Origin of the sequence: Bacillus sp. REN3 (assembly GCF_017912555.1) — a bacterium.
Lineage (GTDB): Bacteria > Bacillota > Bacilli > Bacillales > Cytobacillaceae > Mesobacillus.
Genome location: NZ_JAERSD010000003.1, coordinates 146,182 through 161,582 on the forward strand (window position 1 = coordinate 146,182; position 15,401 = coordinate 161,582).

The 15,401-nt window shown below is 49.8% G+C and carries 14 protein-coding genes; 13 read left to right on the plus strand and 1 reads right to left on the minus strand.

Annotated features, from left to right (window positions below; all coding sequences use genetic code 11):
• The first annotated feature begins 203 nt into the window (after positions 1 to 203).
• From JJQ88_RS03655 to JJQ88_RS03700, 10 genes are all read left to right on the plus strand, one after another.
• The gene (locus JJQ88_RS03655; RefSeq protein ID WP_210364383.1) at positions 204 to 1,391 is read left to right on the plus strand and encodes an acetyl-CoA C-acetyltransferase; all 1,188 of its coding nucleotides are present in this window, start codon (positions 204 to 206) and stop codon (positions 1,389 to 1,391) included.
• A gap of 98 nt (positions 1,392 to 1,489) precedes the next feature.
• The gene (locus tag JJQ88_RS03660) at positions 1,490 to 2,341 is read left to right on the plus strand and encodes a 3-hydroxybutyryl-CoA dehydrogenase (protein WP_210364384.1); all 852 of its coding nucleotides are present in this window, start codon (positions 1,490 to 1,492) and stop codon (positions 2,339 to 2,341) included.
• Positions 2,301 to 2,516 (plus strand): hypothetical protein, encoded by a 216-nt coding sequence (locus tag JJQ88_RS03665; RefSeq protein WP_210364385.1) that lies wholly within the window; start codon positions 2,301 to 2,303, stop codon positions 2,514 to 2,516. The genes JJQ88_RS03660 and JJQ88_RS03665 overlap by 41 nt, the downstream gene beginning before the upstream one ends.
• Complete coding sequence (locus tag JJQ88_RS03670) at positions 2,507 to 3,637, plus strand: acyl-CoA dehydrogenase (RefSeq protein WP_210364386.1); 1,131 nt, start codon at positions 2,507 to 2,509, stop codon at positions 3,635 to 3,637. The genes JJQ88_RS03665 and JJQ88_RS03670 overlap by 10 nt, the downstream gene beginning before the upstream one ends.
• Before the next feature lie 157 nt (positions 3,638 to 3,794).
• Entirely contained in the window at positions 3,795 to 4,934 is a 1,140-nt protein-coding gene (locus JJQ88_RS03675; RefSeq protein WP_210364387.1) for an acyl-CoA dehydrogenase, read from the plus strand.
• A gap of 49 nt (positions 4,935 to 4,983) precedes the next feature.
• Positions 4,984 to 5,637, plus strand: a complete 654-nt coding sequence (locus JJQ88_RS03680) for a TetR/AcrR family transcriptional regulator (protein ID WP_210364517.1) — start codon at positions 4,984 to 4,986, stop codon at positions 5,635 to 5,637.
• A 2-nt stretch (positions 5,638 to 5,639) separates the two neighbouring features.
• The gene (icmF, locus tag JJQ88_RS03685; RefSeq protein ID WP_210364518.1) at positions 5,640 to 8,900 is read left to right on the plus strand and encodes a fused isobutyryl-CoA mutase/GTPase IcmF; all 3,261 of its coding nucleotides are present in this window, start codon (positions 5,640 to 5,642) and stop codon (positions 8,898 to 8,900) included.
• Positions 8,901 to 9,285: 385 nt separating this feature from the next.
• Positions 9,286 to 9,492, plus strand: a complete 207-nt coding sequence (locus JJQ88_RS03690; RefSeq protein WP_210364388.1) for a hypothetical protein — start codon at positions 9,286 to 9,288, stop codon at positions 9,490 to 9,492.
• A 111-nt stretch (positions 9,493 to 9,603) separates the two neighbouring features.
• A complete protein-coding gene (gene rpoE, locus JJQ88_RS03695) occupies positions 9,604 to 10,176 on the plus strand; it encodes a DNA-directed RNA polymerase subunit delta (protein WP_349237091.1) in 573 nt (190 codons plus the stop codon).
• A 266-nt stretch (positions 10,177 to 10,442) separates the two neighbouring features.
• The gene (locus JJQ88_RS03700) at positions 10,443 to 12,044 is read left to right on the plus strand and encodes a CTP synthase (RefSeq protein ID WP_210364390.1); all 1,602 of its coding nucleotides are present in this window, start codon (positions 10,443 to 10,445) and stop codon (positions 12,042 to 12,044) included.
• Positions 12,045 to 12,119: 75 nt separating this feature from the next.
• Here the strand turns inward: JJQ88_RS03700 and JJQ88_RS03705 are convergent, their stop codons facing one another.
• The gene (locus JJQ88_RS03705) at positions 12,120 to 12,647 is read right to left on the minus strand and encodes a DUF2529 domain-containing protein (RefSeq protein WP_210364391.1); all 528 of its coding nucleotides are present in this window, start codon (positions 12,645 to 12,647) and stop codon (positions 12,120 to 12,122) included.
• Positions 12,648 to 12,831: 184 nt separating this feature from the next.
• On the opposite strand from JJQ88_RS03705, the gene JJQ88_RS03710 reads away from it, so the two are divergent.
• The 3 genes from JJQ88_RS03710 to fsa all read left to right on the plus strand — a co-directional run bounded on the left by JJQ88_RS03710 (position 12,832) and on the right by fsa (position 15,399).
• Positions 12,832 to 13,200, plus strand: a complete 369-nt coding sequence (locus JJQ88_RS03710) for a response regulator (protein ID WP_210364392.1) — start codon at positions 12,832 to 12,834, stop codon at positions 13,198 to 13,200.
• 592 nt (positions 13,201 to 13,792) lie between these two features.
• Positions 13,793 to 14,650, plus strand: a complete 858-nt coding sequence (locus tag JJQ88_RS03715; protein ID WP_210364393.1) for a class II fructose-bisphosphate aldolase — start codon at positions 13,793 to 13,795, stop codon at positions 14,648 to 14,650.
• A 104-nt stretch (positions 14,651 to 14,754) separates the two neighbouring features.
• Complete coding sequence (gene fsa / locus JJQ88_RS03720; RefSeq protein ID WP_210364394.1) at positions 14,755 to 15,399, plus strand: fructose-6-phosphate aldolase; 645 nt, start codon at positions 14,755 to 14,757, stop codon at positions 15,397 to 15,399.
• Positions 15,400 to 15,401: the final 2 nt, after the last annotated feature.

Here is a 15,401-nt window from a genome sequence, read left to right on the forward strand (position 1 = left end):
CTATATTAGGGATTTTTTATTCCTGTTGATTTGGAGCGGAAGGCACGCCTGCGGAAAACGGCCGACTAAAACCGCCGCGTCCTGCGGCAAAGTCGGCACTAGGACTTCCTGTCCGTCGAAGTGCCTGGAGCAGGAATCAACAATCAAATTAACATTAATATAGCCTGCTAAAAAGAATCACAGATCGCAAAGGAGAGTTGAAGATGGGGAAAACGGTCATTTTAGCAGGGGCACGCACGCCATTTGGCAAACTTGGCGGAGCACTCAGCAGCTTTACAGCAAGCCAGCTTGGCGGGATTGCCATTAAGGACGCCTTGAAACGGGCTGGTATTGGTCCGGAGGAAATCGGCGAGGTGATTCTTGGGACGGTCCTGCAGGGGGGACAGGGACAGCTCCCTTCCCGCCAGGCAGCACGGGAAGCCGGCATCCCATGGGAAGTCAAGACGGAAACAATCAATAAGGTCTGCGCTTCTGGTATGCGCAGTGTGACGCTTGCCGACCAGATCATCCGCGCGGGCGACGAGGAAGTGATCGTTGCCGGCGGTATGGAATCGATGAGCAACGCACCGTATATTTTGCCAAAGGCTCGGTGGGGACTGCGGATGGGTGACAGCCAGGTGAAGGATTTGATGATCCATGATGGCCTGACATGCAGCTTCAAGGGCGTCCATATGGGAACTTATGGGAACGAGACCGCAAAAGAGCTGGAGATCAGCCGCGAAGAGCAGGATGAGTGGGCATACCGAAGCCACCAGAAAGCAATTGAAGCGATTGAATCCGGAAAGCTCGCAGAAGAAATTGTCACGGTTGAAGTGCCGCAGCGCAAAGGGAATCCAATCCTTGTCGAGCATGACGAAGCGCCAAGGAAGGATACTTCCGCTGAGAAACTGGGAAAGCTTGCGCCTGTGTTCCAATCTGACGGTACGATTACGGCGGGCAACGCGCCGGGCGTCAATGATGGGGCGGCCGCTCTCGTACTGATGAGCGAAGAGCGCGCAAAACGTGAAGGACGGACACCTCAGGCATATATTATCGCCCATGAGGCGATAGCGACAGAAGCAAAGGATTTTCCTAAGACACCAGGCATAGTGATCAACGAACTTTTGAAAAAAACAGGGAAGTCGCTTGAAGAAATCGACCTGTTCGAAATCAACGAGGCGTTTGCGGCAGTGGCGCTGACGAGTGGCAGGATTGCCAAGCTTGATCCGGAGAAAGTCAATGTCAACGGCGGGGCAGTCGCACTTGGCCATCCGATCGGCGCAAGCGGGGCGCGCATTATCTTGACGCTGATGCATGAACTGAAGCGCCGCGGAGGCGGAATTGGCATTGCGGCGATCTGCAGCGGCGGTGGCCAGGGAGACGCCGTGATGATCGAAGTTCCAAAACAGTAGGTTCACAAGTGACAGGGAGGACAGCGGCATGACTGTCCTCCTGGATATGGAAGGTCCCATACATAGGGATGGATTAAAAAGCGAATGGGGGAGAAATGATGAGTGTTCAAACAATAATGGTGATCGGTGCAGGCCAGATGGGTTCAGGGATTGCCCAGGTATGCGCCCAGGCTGGTTACAATGTGCTGCTTAATGATCTCAAGCCTGAGTTCGTCGAGCGCGGCTTGAACGGAATCAAAAAGAACCTGAACCGCCAGGTCGACAAAGGCCGGATGACAGCGGAACAATTGGATGAAACAGTCGGCAGGATTACATCATCGGCTGATTTACAGGATGCAGCAAAGGCAGATCTTGTTATCGAGGCGGCTGTTGAGAATATGGAAGTGAAGGCGAAGATTTTTGCCCAGCTTGATGGAATCGCGCCGGAGCATGCTATCCTTGCTTCCAATACATCCTCACTGCCGATCACGGAAATCGCCGCAGCAACGAAGCGACCTGAAAAAGTGATTGGCATGCACTTCATGAATCCGGTCCCGGTCATGAAATTGGTTGAGATCATCCGCGGCCTGGCAACAGCTGACGAGGTATACCAGACAATCGAGGATATCACGAAAACCTTGCAAAAGGTTCCGGTCGAGGTCAATGATTTTCCTGGGTTTGTCTCCAACCGCATCCTGATGCCGATGATCAACGAAGCGATTTATACCCTGTATGAAGGTGTCGCGACAAAGGAAGCGATCGACGAAGTCATGAAGCTTGGCATGAACCACCCAATGGGGCCGCTTACGCTTGCGGACTTCATCGGGCTTGACACATGCCTCTACATCATGGAAACCCTGCATGAAGGCTTTGGCGACGACAAATACCGCCCTTGCCCGCTGTTAAGGAAATACGTCAAAGCTGGCTGGCTTGGCAAAAAATCAGGCCGCGGCTTCTACACATACGAATAACTTTTTCGCGCCAGGTGCCCTGTATTTCACGAAGCAAGGAATGTACGATGAGGCGGACCGGCCCCCGCCTAGAGATGGGAAATACAGCGGGAACGCAATGGGGCCAGTTCCTGCGGCTAAAAATGGGCAAAAGGTACACAGGGATTTTGACCGGGAGGGAGCAACATGGATTTAAGGTTTACGGAAGAACAGGAAATGATGCGCAAGATGGTGCGTGATTTTGCGGAAACGGAAATCGCCCCATTTGTTGAAAAAATGGAAGCGGGAGAATTTCCGCGGGAAATCTTGAAAAAAATGGGCGAACTTGGCTTGATGGGCATTCCGGTGCCGGAGCAGTATGGCGGAGCGGAGATGGATTTCATCTCCTACATCATCGCCATCCATGAAATTTCGAAGGTGAGCGCCACGGTCGGCGTCATCCTGTCCGTCCATACATCGGTCGGGACGAATCCGATCCTCTACTTTGGAACAGAGGAGCAGAAGGAAAAATACGTTCCAAAATTGGCATCAGGCGAATACCTGGGGGCTTTCTGCCTCACGGAGCCGAGCGCCGGCTCAGATGCAGCAAGCCTGAAAACTAGGGCTGTCAAGAAAGATGGCCATTATGTATTGAATGGATCGAAGGTGTTCATCACGAACGGCGGCGAGGCAGATGTCTATATTGTTTTTGCCTCGACAGATCCAGAAGCAGGGACGAAGGGAATTTCGGCTTTTATTGTTGAAAAAGACACGCCAGGATTCATCGTCGGCAAGGATGAGCATAAGATGGGCCTGTATGGCTCAAGGACAGTCCAATTGACCTTCGAGGATATGGAGGTACCGGCTGGAAATCTTCTCGGACAGGAAGGGGAAGGCTTCAGAATCGCGATGAGCAACCTTGATTCCGGAAGGATTGGCATCGCTGCCCAGGCACTTGGGATTTCTGAAGCAGCGCTGAAAGCAGCAACGGATTACGCGAAGGAACGGAAGCAATTCGGCAAGCCAATCGCCGCCCAGCAGGGAGTCGGCTTCAAACTGGCTGATATGGGGACAGCCGTCGAAGCAGCGAAACTATTAATCTACCGTGCTGCCCAATTGCGCTCTGAAGGCCAGAAATGCGGGATTGAAGCCTCGATGGCTAAGCTTTTCGCTTCCAAGACCGCAGTTGAAGTGACGACGGAAGCCATCCAGGTGTTTGGGGGCTATGGCTATACAAAGGACTATCCGGTCGAACGCTACTTCCGCGATGCGAAAGTAACTGAAATCTACGAAGGCACAAGTGAAATCCAGCGGATCGTCATCAGCAAACAGCTGTAATAAAAGATCAGGAATCGCATGAACCGGGAACCTGTCCGCGCATAGCGGCGGGCTTTCGTTCAGCATGCCAGGTTCCGCCTGCAGCAAAGCGATCCATTAAATACCCCTGGCTGCGCTTGCAGCCATTACTACAAACAATCGAAATGGAGGAAAAAAGATGAATTTCCGTTTATCTGAAGAACATGAAATGATCAGGAAGATGGTCCGTGATTTTGCGAGGAATGAAGTGGCCCCGACGGCTGCCGAGCGTGATGAGGAAGAACGATTTGACCGCGGCATCTTTGACAAAATGGCTGAGCTTGGATTGACCGGGATTCCTTGGCCGGAGGAATACGGCGGTATTGGCAGCGATTACCTGGCTTACTGCATCGCGGTCGAAGAGTTGTCCCGCGTCTGTGCCTCCACCGGTGTTATGCTGTCAGCACACACCTCACTTGCAGGATGGCCGATTTACAAGTTCGGCAATGAAGAACAAAAGCAAAAATATTTGAAGCCGATGGCAACTGGGGAAAAAATCGGAGCATACGGCCTGACTGAACCAGGCAGCGGCTCAGATGCAGGGGCAATGAAGACGACTGCCCGCGAAGATGGCGACCATTTCGTATTGAACGGTTCCAAGATCTTTATCACGAATGGCGGTGTTGCCGACATTTATGTCGTGTTCGCGCTGACTGACCCATCAAGCAAGCATAAAGGCACGACTGCCTTCATCATTGAAAGCGACTTCCCTGGTTTCTCTGTCGGCAAGAAGGAAAAGAAGCTTGGCATCCGCTCATCTCCTACAACGGAAATCATCTTTGAGGACTGCCGAGTGCCGAAGGAGAACATCCTTGGCGAAATAGGCGAAGGTTTCAAGATTGCGATGATGACGCTTGATGGCGGCCGCAACGGCATTGCTGCCCAGGCAGTCGGGATTGCCCAAGGTGCCCTTGACGCTGCTGTTGATTATGCAAAAGAACGCAGCCAATTCGGGAAGCCGATCGCTGCCCAGCAGGGAATCGGCTTCAAGCTGGCTGACATGGCAACATCTGTCGAAGCAGCACGGCTGCTGACGTATCAGGCTGCATGGCTGGAATCCGAAGGCCTTCCATATGGCAAGGAATCGGCAATGTCCAAACTGTTTGCCGGCGACACAGCAATGAAGGTGACAACAGAGGCAGTCCAGGTATTTGGCGGCTACGGCTACACGAAGGACTATCCAGTTGAAAGGTTCATGCGAGACGCGAAAATCACGCAAATTTATGAAGGCACACAGGAAATCCAGCGCCTCGTCATCTCCAGGATGCTGACAAAATAAGCTTTCGGATCGGGGCGCAAAAAAAGAAAGACAAGGCGGGTAGAAGGTGATGAAAAAGCGAGAAGTGCAGGCATCGGTAAAAGATGAGCGGCTTGTGAAGAAAAGGCGCGACCAAATGATCAAAGGGGCAGTCACTCTTTTTAAGGAAAAGGGCTTCCACCGGACGACGACGAGAGAAATCGCCAGGGCTTCAGGCTTTAGCATCGGTACCCTTTATGAGTACATCCGGACGAAGGAAGATGTGCTTTACCTCGTTTGTGACAGCATCTATGATCAGGTCCGCGACCGGCTCCAGGAAAACCTCGATCCGGAAAAGGGAACACTTGAAAGCCTGAAGGTCGGGATCGCGAACTACTTCAGGGTCATGGACGACCTGCAGGATGAGGTGCTTGTCATGTACCAGGAAGCGAAATCGCTGTCAAAGGATGCGCTTCCATATGTGCTGAAAAAAGAGATCGAGATGGTCGGGATGTTTGAGGATGTCATCCAGCGCTGTGTCGAAAACGGCGAACTTGATTTGGATGAAAAGAATGTCAAGATCATTGCCCATGATATCTTCGTCCAGGGGCAGATGTGGGGATTCCGCCGCTGGGCACTGCAAAAATTGTTCACGCTTGAAGAGTATACAGAACTGCAAACCGAATTATTGTTCATGGGAATAAAGGGGTCAGCGATGAAAATAAGGACAGGGGGAACAAAATGAGCATGACGGAAATGTATAAGCCGAAAAACCATATTCGTTTTGTGACAGCTTCAAGTTTGTTTGACGGCCACGATGCTTCGATCAATATCATGAGAAGGATCCTGCAATCACTGGGGGCAGAGGTCATCCACCTTGGCCATAACCGCTCCGTCGAAGAAGTAGTCAATGCCGCGATCCAGGAGGATGTCCAGGGAATCGCGATTTCCTCCTACCAGGGAGGGCATGTGGAATATTTCAAATACATGCATGACCTGCTGAAGGAAAAAGGCGCTTCGCACATCAGGATATATGGCGGCGGAGGCGGTGTCATCATTCCCAGGGAAATAAAAGAGCTTCATGAATATGGGATTGCCCGCATCTTCTCGCCTGAAGACGGAAGGAAGTTTGGGCTTCAGGGAATGATCCAGCAAATGATCGAAGAGTGTGACTTCCCGACAGTTACCGCTGAAGGAGCAGAAGAAATCGAGAGGCTGAATGCTGGTGATCCAAATGTGGTAGCGAAGCTGATCACTCTTGCCGAGCAGCATGTAGGCCTCGAAAAGGAAACGGCCGCTGCAGTTGAAGCTTTGATGGAAAAAGTGAAGAAGATGACGAAAGCTGTCCCGGTTGTCGGGATCACGGGAACAGGCGGAGCCGGAAAAAGTTCATTGACGGATGAATTGATCAGAAGGTTCATCAATGAAATACCGGAAAAACGGGTAGCGATCCTATCCGTTGACCCAACGAAGCAAAAAACAGGCGGGGCGCTTCTCGGTGACCGGATCCGGATGAACGCGATTTTCTCTCCACGCGTTTACATGCGAAGTCTGGCAACCAGGGAATCGAGGTCCGAGCTATCACTTGCCATCAAGGACGCCATCGACGTTGTCAAAGCAGCAGGTTTCGACCTTGTTATCGTTGAAACAAGCGGGATTGGGCAGGGCGACGCCGGCATCACCGATGTCTGTGATGTATCGATGTATGTGATGACGAGCGAATTTGGGGCGCCATCCCAGCTGGAAAAGATCGACATGATCGATTTTGCCGACTTGATCGTCATCAATAAATTTGAACGCAAGGGCTCTGAGGATGCGAGGCGCCAGGTGCAGAAGCAGTACCAGAGAAGCCATGTGCTATTTGAGAAGGACCTTGACGAAATGCCGGTTTACGGCACGATTGCAAGTCAGTTCAATGACCCGGGGACAAATGCGCTCTTTGCGGCCCTCATCGAAAAGATTAATGAAAAGGCGGGAACAGACTGGACCACCTCCTTCTCGACGGATGCCGTCGTTGAAAAGCAAAATGTCATCATTCCGAATGACCGCCGATACTATCTGAGGGAAATTTCCGAGACAGTCCGCAACTATCACAGACACGCGGCCGAGCAGGCAGAAATCGCCCGCAGGCTGTTCCAGCTTGACGGCACGATCGAAGCGGTCAAGGAACGGGAAAAGAATGGGGAATTGCTGACATCTCTTGAAGCGATGAAGCAGGAGCTGGAGCAAAAATTGACCCCTGAATCGAAAAAAATCCTCGATGGCTGGGAAGAACTGAAGGAGAAATACAGCGGGGAACAATTCGTGACGAAAATCCGCGATAAGGAAATCGTGACGAAGTTAAGGACAACGAGCCTGTCCGGCTTGAGCATCCCGAAGGTGGCATTGCCGAGGTATAAGGACTACGGAGAAATCCTCCGCTGGGTCTACCTTGAAAACGTCCCGGGAAGCTTCCCGTATACGGCAGGAGTGTTCCCGTTCAAACGCGAGGGGGAGGATCCGAAACGCCAGTTCGCTGGTGAAGGCACTCCGGAAAGGACGAACCGCCGTTTCCATTACCTTTCGAAGGATGATGCGGCTAAGCGTCTAAGCACGGCATTTGATTCGGTAACCTTGTACGGGGAAGATCCGGATTACCGTCCGGATATTTACGGGAAAGTCGGCGAAAGCGGTGTCAGCATCTGTACGCTTGATGACATGAAAAAGCTGTATGCAGGCTTCGATCTTTGCCACCCATCGACTTCTGTATCGATGACGATCAATGGACCGGCACCGATCATTTTGGCGATGTACATGAACACAGCGATTGAACAGCAGGTTGAAAAGAAAGAAACGGAGCTCGGCCGCAAGCTGACAGAAGAGGAATATGCCGCCGTCAAGGAATTTACGCTGCAGACGGTCCGCGGGACGGTACAGGCAGATATTCTGAAAGAAGATCAGGGACAGAATACTTGTATCTTCTCAACGGAGTTTGCCTTGAGGATGATGGGGGATATCCAGCAGTATTTCATCGATGAAAAGGTCCGGAACTATTACTCTGTATCGATTTCCGGCTACCATATCGCCGAAGCTGGGGCAAACCCGATCTCTCAGCTGGCATTCACCCTCTCCAACGGTTTCACATACGTCGAGTACTATTTGAGCAGGGGCATGAAAATCGATGATTTCGCCCCGAACCTGAGCTTCTTTTTCTCAAACGGCCTTGACCCTGAGTATTCGGTGATCGGCCGCGTTGCCCGCCGTATCTGGGCGACAGTGATGAAAAACAAATATGGGGCGAATGAACGGAGCCAGAAGCTGAAATACCATGTCCAGACTTCAGGCCGTTCGCTCCACGCGCAGGAGATCGACTTCAACGATATCCGGACGACGCTCCAGGCTTTGATGGCCTTGCATGACAATTGCAACTCGCTCCATACGAATGCATATGATGAAGCGATTACAACGCCAACCGAGGAATCGGTCCGCAGGGCGATGGCGATCCAGATGATCATCACGAAGGAGCATGGTTTGACGAAAAACGAGAATCCGCTCCAGGGCGCGTTCATCATCGAGGAATTGACAGACCTCGTCGAGGAAGCGGTCTTGCAGGAGTTCGAGCGCATCAATGACCGCGGCGGCGTGCTTGGCGCAATGGAGACCCAGTACCAGCGCGGCAAGATCCAGGATGAATCGATGCACTATGAAATGAAGAAGCATTCCGGCGAACTGCCGATCATCGGGGTGAACACCTACTTGAATCCAAACCCTCCTTCTGAAGAAGAGATCGACAAGATGGAACTCGCCCGTGCGACAAAAGAGGAAAAGGAAACCCAGATCCGCAACCTTGAGGCCTTCAAGGATAGGAACAAGGATCAGTCGGAAGCTGCGCTCAAGCGGCTGAAGGAAACAGCTGTCAGCGGCGGCAATGTTTTTGCCGAGCTGATGGAGTCTGTCAAATATGCGAGTCTTGGCGAGATCACAAGGGCCCTTTACGAAGTAGGCGGCCAATTCCGCCGGAATATGTAGGCCGATGATTGTTTAAGGATGGTTCGGAAGGTGTATAAAAAGGACATAGCAAGGATTGATTTTCCCTGAATATGGAAGATGGCTTGTAGGAAACTATAAGCCATCTTGTTTTTTAAAAGTTGGTTTCATAGAGGCCAAACCTTTAAGATATATGGAGTGGAAGGTGCGAGGGCCCAGCAGGAAGATTTGTCCAAAGGGATCCCTGCTTCAGCGAAGCAGAGGAAAATGAAAATTTTTTGATGCAAAAGCAACTGAAGTTTGCGAAAATAGCTTAAAGAAACGCCTTTTTAAAAACTTACATACAAAACACCTTTATTTCTTATATAATCAAACTATAAACCGAATCATAGCCTGTCCATCTTGGCTTCTTGCAGGAAGTGAAACTATGAGAGCGTTCTTTTTTTATGCCGCGGCGGCCATTGTGGCGGCGGTACTATACTATTTGTATCAGCGGCAGCTTGGTGCCATCTCGTTTTTCATATTGTCGATTTTCTTTTTTTACCTGACATTCACACAGATTTGGACAAGGAAAAAAAAGGACCCGCACCGTACGGATGACGAAAGTGAAAAAAGCGGAAAAGACAGCAGATAAGACTAGCATAAAGCTTTGGAATTTGTTTATAATGTAAAATATGCATTCTGGGATATTTTCCTTATTTTCGGACGCAATGCCGCTAAAATTGGCCTGGAATAGAGAAAGGAAGTGCGAAGGTTGAGTCTAAACGGATATTCAAAAGAAGAACTTCAAGAAATGTCCTTGCTTGAAGTTGCATACGAAATTTTAAAAGATAAGAAGCAAGCAATCACCTTCAAAGAGCTGATGGATGAGATCACAAAGATCCTATCGCTTAACGGGGATGAGGCAACTGAAAGAATGGTTCAGTTCTATACAGATTTGAATATTGATGGCCGTTTCATGTCACAGGGCGAATCACGCTGGGGACTTCGTGTCTGGTATCCTGTCGACCAGATGGAAGAAGACAATGTGACAACGGTCAAGCCTAAGAAGAAAAAGGCGAAAAAGGCAGTCGATGAGGACGAACTTGATGAATTTGAAATCGACGAAGACGAGGATCTTGATTACGAAGATCTTGATGAGTTCGATGAAGATGAGGACGAACTCACTGACGATGACGATGAAGAAGAGTTCGATGAAGAGCTGGAGGAAGACGAGGACGAAGACGAGGACTTCGAAGAAGACGAAGAACTTATTGACGAAGACGAGGAGCTTCCCCTCGAGGATGAGGACCTGGACGAGGAAGAAGACGAAGAATAATCATTCGCAGCTTGACTTTTGTCATGGCTGCTTGTAGAATACTTTTTGGGCTCCTTAAAAAAGGACGAAGCACGAAAACAGCGATAAAACGCTCCCTTACACTGTATGCGGAGCGTTTTTTTATTTTTGCGGAAAGTGGTCGCTTGACCCCCTGTTAACACGTCCAGGCGATTGTGTGTGAACGGATGAAGCTTCGCAAAAAATAATAATGAATCAATTAAACAGGTACAGGATGTACAAACTGTTTGATAAGGGGGATTATATTGATGACAAAGTATATTTTTGTAACCGGCGGTGTTGTTTCTTCGCTTGGAAAAGGGATTACAGCAGCTTCCCTTGGAAGATTGTTGAAGAATAGGGGCATGAATGTCACCATCCAGAAGTTCGATCCATACATCAACGTGGACCCTGGCACGATGAGTCCATACCAGCACGGTGAAGTCTTCGTGACAGACGACGGCGCTGAAACGGACCTTGACCTTGGCCACTACGAGCGATTCATTGACATCAATCTGAATAAGTACTCCAACGTGACAACAGGAAAAGTTTATTCAGCGGTGCTGAAAAAGGAACGCCGCGGTGATTATTTGGGAGGGACTGTCCAAGTCATCCCTCATATCACGAATGAAATCAAAGACCGTGTCTTCCGTGCCGGCAAAGAAACAAGCGCGGATGTGGTCATCACGGAAATCGGCGGTACGGTCGGCGATATCGAATCGCTGCCATTCCTTGAAGCAATCCGCCAGATTAAGGGCGATGCAGGCCGTGACAATGTCATGTACATCCATTGCACCCTTGTTCCTTATATCAAGGCGGCAGGCGAGATGAAGACAAAGCCGACCCAGCATAGCGTAAAAGAACTTCGCAGCCTTGGCATCCAGCCGAACATCATTGTCCTCCGCACGGAAATGCCGATCTCACAGGACATGAAAGACAAGATTGCTTTATTCTGTGACATTGATAAGGAAGCCGTCATCGAGGCGACAGATGCTGACACCCTTTATTCTGTACCGCTCACGCTTCAGGAGCAAAACATGGACCAGCTGGTTTGCGACCACTTCAAAATGGATTGCGCTCCTGCTGACATGGAAGAGTGGACACAGCTTGTCGAGAAAGTCACCCACCTTTCTCGTTCTACAAGGATTGGCCTTGTCGGAAAATATGTCGAGCTTCAAGACGCTTACATTTCAGTCGTGGAATCCTTGAAGCATGCAGGCTATGCTTTCGACAGCGATATCGAGATCAAATGGATCAATTCAGAAGAAGTGACAAAGGACAACGTTGCCGAATTGCTTGAAGATGTTGATGGCATCCTTGTTCCTGGCGGCTTCGGCGACCGCGGAATCGAAGGGAAAATCCTTGCGACCCAGTACGCGCGCGAGAACAAAGTGCCATTCTTCGGGATCTGCCTTGGCATGCAGCTTGCATCTGTTGAATTTGCCCGCAATGTGCTTGGGCTTGAGGGTGCACATTCTTCAGAAATCATGCCGAACACGCCATATCCGGTCATCGATCTTCTTCCAGAGCAAAAAGACATCGAGGACCTTGGAGGAACCTTGCGCCTCGGTCTGTACCCTTGCAAGCTTGAAGAAGGGTCGAAGGCTTACGCGGCATACGATGACGAAGTGATTTACGAACGCCATCGCCACCGTTACGAGTTCAACAATGAATACCGCCAGGCAATGGAAAATGCAGGCTTCGTATTCTCAGGCACAAGTCCGGACGGCCGTCTTGTTGAAATCATTGAGTTGAAGGACCATCCATGGTTCCTGGCGTCCCAATTCCATCCGGAATTCACGTCAAGACCGACGCGCCCGCAGCCATTGTTCAGGGATTTCATCGGGGCCTCAATCAAGTTGAAAAAATAAACGGCAGAAAAAGAAAAGGTGCCCGTCCCCAATGTTTAGACGTTGTCCGTCTATGGGGACAGGCACCTTTTGCGTTCAATAATCTTCCAGGATTTCTTCGATCGTGAATTTCAGCCCAAAGTAGATGAACAGGGCAGCCATGGAGGTAGGGTAACCTACTCGGTTGCCGCTTTCATCCGGAAGTAGCCCTTTTTTCATCCCCAGTTCAATGTGGACATCCGCAAGGGTATCAAGCCCATTTGTGCTGTCTTCCTGGCGCGCGGTTGAAATCGCTACGAACGGAACGCCTTTTGCCTGGAGTTCACGGGCAATATGGATGGCTTCAGCGTCATCCGCAAAGCGGCTTGCGATCAAAACCCGGTCGGCGGTTTCGATCTCTTGCAGCCTGTCTTCCGTCAGGATTTCCGCTGTTTGCAAAGGCTCTTCCCCTTCCACTGCTTCATGGACAAGGGCAAGCATTTCGCCTGTGCCAAACACATAAATCGCACCTTCACCGGCAGCGGCCTGTGCCAGCAGACGTGCGCCATCCTCTATCGCAAATTGTTCTTTGTCCATCAGCCGGTTGAATAGCCCGGATAATTGGGTTGAGAACATCTTCAACATATTGCTCACCTCTGCATTGATTATAATGGACGAACAACAGGACGTAAAAAGATTTGTCAAAAAACATTCTCTTCTACAGAAGGAATTTTCATCCATTCAACGAACTATCTTATGTGGGGGATAAAATAGAGGAGTTGTTGTGCAAAAAGTCAGTATAATAACTTAAGTGGGGGGAAAAGGCCATATGAAAGAGAAAATACTTATTGTTGACGACCAATTTGGCATCAGGATCCTGCTCAATGAAGTCTTGCAAAAAGAAGGCTACCAAACCTTTCAGGCTGCGAATGGCATCCAGGCATTGGACTTGGTGAAAAAGCATCCGCCGGATTTGGTCCTGTTGGATATGAAAATTCCAGGAATGGACGGAATCGAGATTTTAAAAAGGATGAAGGTGATCAAACCGGATATCCGTGTCATCATCATGACCGCATACGGTGAGCTTGACATGATCCAGGAAGCGATGGATCTCGGAGCCCTTACGCATTTCGCCAAACCATTCGATATCGATGATATCCGCGCTGCCGTAAAGAAATACGCGCAGACGGTTTCTTGACAAAATCTACATATTCAGGAGGCTGTCCCAAAACGCCATGATTTTTTTGGCTTTTGGACAGCCTCCTTTCCTTTTTGGCCATGAACGCTTTTTTGCCAGTCCAGCCCATGCCTGGTCAGCTTCGGCTTCGTTGAATATAAAGGCTGGACAGTGCTGCTTTTGAACGTCCTCCATCAGCCGGATCCGCATCCGGACGCGGTGAGGCCATATCTGCAGGCCAAAGAAGGCCTTTGAGGAGCAAGAGCCACTCCCTGACTGCCTGCAGAAAGTGCTCCATGGGGCGGGCTACAGGAACAAGGATGAACGCGAGGGATTTAGGCGTGTATCCCGAGGGAAAACCGTCCGAAAAGAAAGTAGCCAGACTAGTATGTTAATTGGCAGCGCTTGCTTTGTTGTTTTTTTATGACAGTTGTAAAAACAAGACGGCAACAATGGCATTTATGAATTTCTTTTGGTATGATACTAATGAATTCCACTGGATCAAATTCGTTTTGATGTCTGCTTCCACGGGTACATAAACATGTGAAGACAAGGACAACTTATTGTGGAAGTATTGTCAAACGGAACAGATCTCAACGAAGGAGGAAAAATAATGCCTTTAGTTTCAATGACTGAAATGCTTAACAAAGGAAAAGCAGAGGGATATGCAATAGGGCAATTCAACCTGAATAACCTTGAGTTCACTCAAGCGATCCTTCAAGCTGCAGAGGAAGAAAAATCTCCGGTAATCCTTGGTGTCTCTGAAGGGGCAGCGCGCTATATGGGAGGTTTCACGACTGTCGTCCATATGGTGAAGGGATTGCTTCACGATTATAAAATCACTGTGCCTGTGGCCATCCACCTTGACCATGGCTCAAGCTTCGAAAAGTGCAAGGAAGCGATCGATGCCGGCTTCACATCTGTCATGATCGATGCTTCACACCACCCATTCGAAGAAAACATCGAAATCACTTCGAAGGTTGTTGAGTACGCACACGCAAAAGGCGTTTCTGTCGAAGCGGAGCTTGGAACAGTTGGCGGACAGGAAGACGATGTTGTTGCAGACGGCGTTATCTATGCGGATGTTGAAGAATGTAAAGAGCTTGTCCAGCGTACAGGCATCGACTGCCTTGCTCCAGCTCTTGGCTCTGTTCACGGCCCATACAAAGGTGAACCAAACTTGGGATTCAAGGAAATGGAAGAGATCGGCAATGCGACTGGCGTGCCGCTCGTGCTTCACGGCGGAACTGGAATCCCTACAAAGGATATCCAAAAGTCCATTTCACTTGGAACAGCCAAGATTAACGTGAATACTGAGAATCAAATTGCTTCAGCTAAAGTTGTCCGCCAGGTATTGGCAGAGAAGCCTGACCTGTATGACCCACGCAAATATTTAGGACCTGCCCGCGATGTGATCAAAGAAACTGTGATCGGCAAAATGCGCGAATTCGGTTCTTCCAATAAGGCGTAAGCCTCGGCAATTTCGTTTTATGATCTATTAAACCGCCTTACGACAAGGCGGTTTTTATCCATTTATATATGAAATTGAATTTTAACGACTGGAGGCGTTTATAAATGAAATTTTTTATCGATACTGCGAATATGGAAGAAATCCGCGAGGCCTATTCCCTTGGAATTTTGTCAGGGGTGACGACAAACCCTTCCCTGGTAGCAAAGGAGAAGAATGTTTCCTTTGAAGACCGTCTGAAAGAGATTACCGCTCTTGTGCCTGGCTCTGTCAGCGCCGAAGTCATCGCCCTTGATGCCGAAGGGATGATCAAGGAGGGCAAGGAGCTTGCTGCCATCGCCCCTAATATCACCATCAAGGTTCCGATGACGCCTGAGGGCTTGAAGGCTGTCGCTGTTTTTTCAAAAGAAGGAATCAAAACGAATGTAACGCTGGTTTTCAGTGCGAACCAGGCCTTGCTCGCAGCGCGCGCAGGCGCAACCTATGTATCACCGTTCCTTGGAAGGCTGGATGATATCGGCCACAATGGACTGGACCTGATTTCAACCATCGCGGATATTTTCGCGATCCATGGAATCGAAACAGAAATCATCGCGGCATCCATCCGCCACCCGCAGCATGTGACCGACGCTGCCTTGAGAGGAGCCCACATCGCGACTGTCCCGTACAAGGTCATCCAGCAGATGTTCAATCATCCGCTGACAGACAAAGGAATCGAAGCCTTCCTGAAGGACTGGAATTCACGTGGCTGATG

Excerpts from the sequence above, each read along its gene's own strand:
- JJQ88_RS03710 (WP_210364392.1), top strand. The coding sequence starts at position 12,832 with ATGAAAGAGAAAATACTTATTGTTGACGACCAATTTGGCATCAGGATC.
- JJQ88_RS03705 (WP_210364391.1), bottom strand. The coding sequence starts at position 12,647 with ATGTTGAAGATGTTCTCAACCCAATTATCCGGGCTATTCAACCGGCTG.
- JJQ88_RS03715 (WP_210364393.1), top strand. The coding sequence starts at position 13,793 with ATGCCTTTAGTTTCAATGACTGAAATGCTTAACAAAGGAAAAGCAGAG.
- JJQ88_RS03690 (WP_210364388.1), top strand. The coding sequence starts at position 9,286 with ATGAGAGCGTTCTTTTTTTATGCCGCGGCGGCCATTGTGGCGGCGGTA.
- JJQ88_RS03680 (WP_210364517.1), top strand. The coding sequence starts at position 4,984 with ATGAAAAAGCGAGAAGTGCAGGCATCGGTAAAAGATGAGCGGCTTGTG.
- JJQ88_RS03660 (WP_210364384.1), top strand. The coding sequence starts at position 1,490 with ATGAGTGTTCAAACAATAATGGTGATCGGTGCAGGCCAGATGGGTTCA.
- JJQ88_RS03670 (WP_210364386.1), top strand. The coding sequence starts at position 2,507 with ATGGATTTAAGGTTTACGGAAGAACAGGAAATGATGCGCAAGATGGTG.
- icmF (WP_210364518.1), top strand. The coding sequence starts at position 5,640 with ATGACGGAAATGTATAAGCCGAAAAACCATATTCGTTTTGTGACAGCT.
- JJQ88_RS03675 (WP_210364387.1), top strand. The coding sequence starts at position 3,795 with ATGAATTTCCGTTTATCTGAAGAACATGAAATGATCAGGAAGATGGTC.
- fsa (WP_210364394.1), top strand. The coding sequence starts at position 14,755 with ATGAAATTTTTTATCGATACTGCGAATATGGAAGAAATCCGCGAGGCC.
- JJQ88_RS03655 (WP_210364383.1), top strand. The coding sequence starts at position 204 with ATGGGGAAAACGGTCATTTTAGCAGGGGCACGCACGCCATTTGGCAAA.
- JJQ88_RS03700 (WP_210364390.1), top strand. The coding sequence starts at position 10,443 with ATGACAAAGTATATTTTTGTAACCGGCGGTGTTGTTTCTTCGCTTGGA.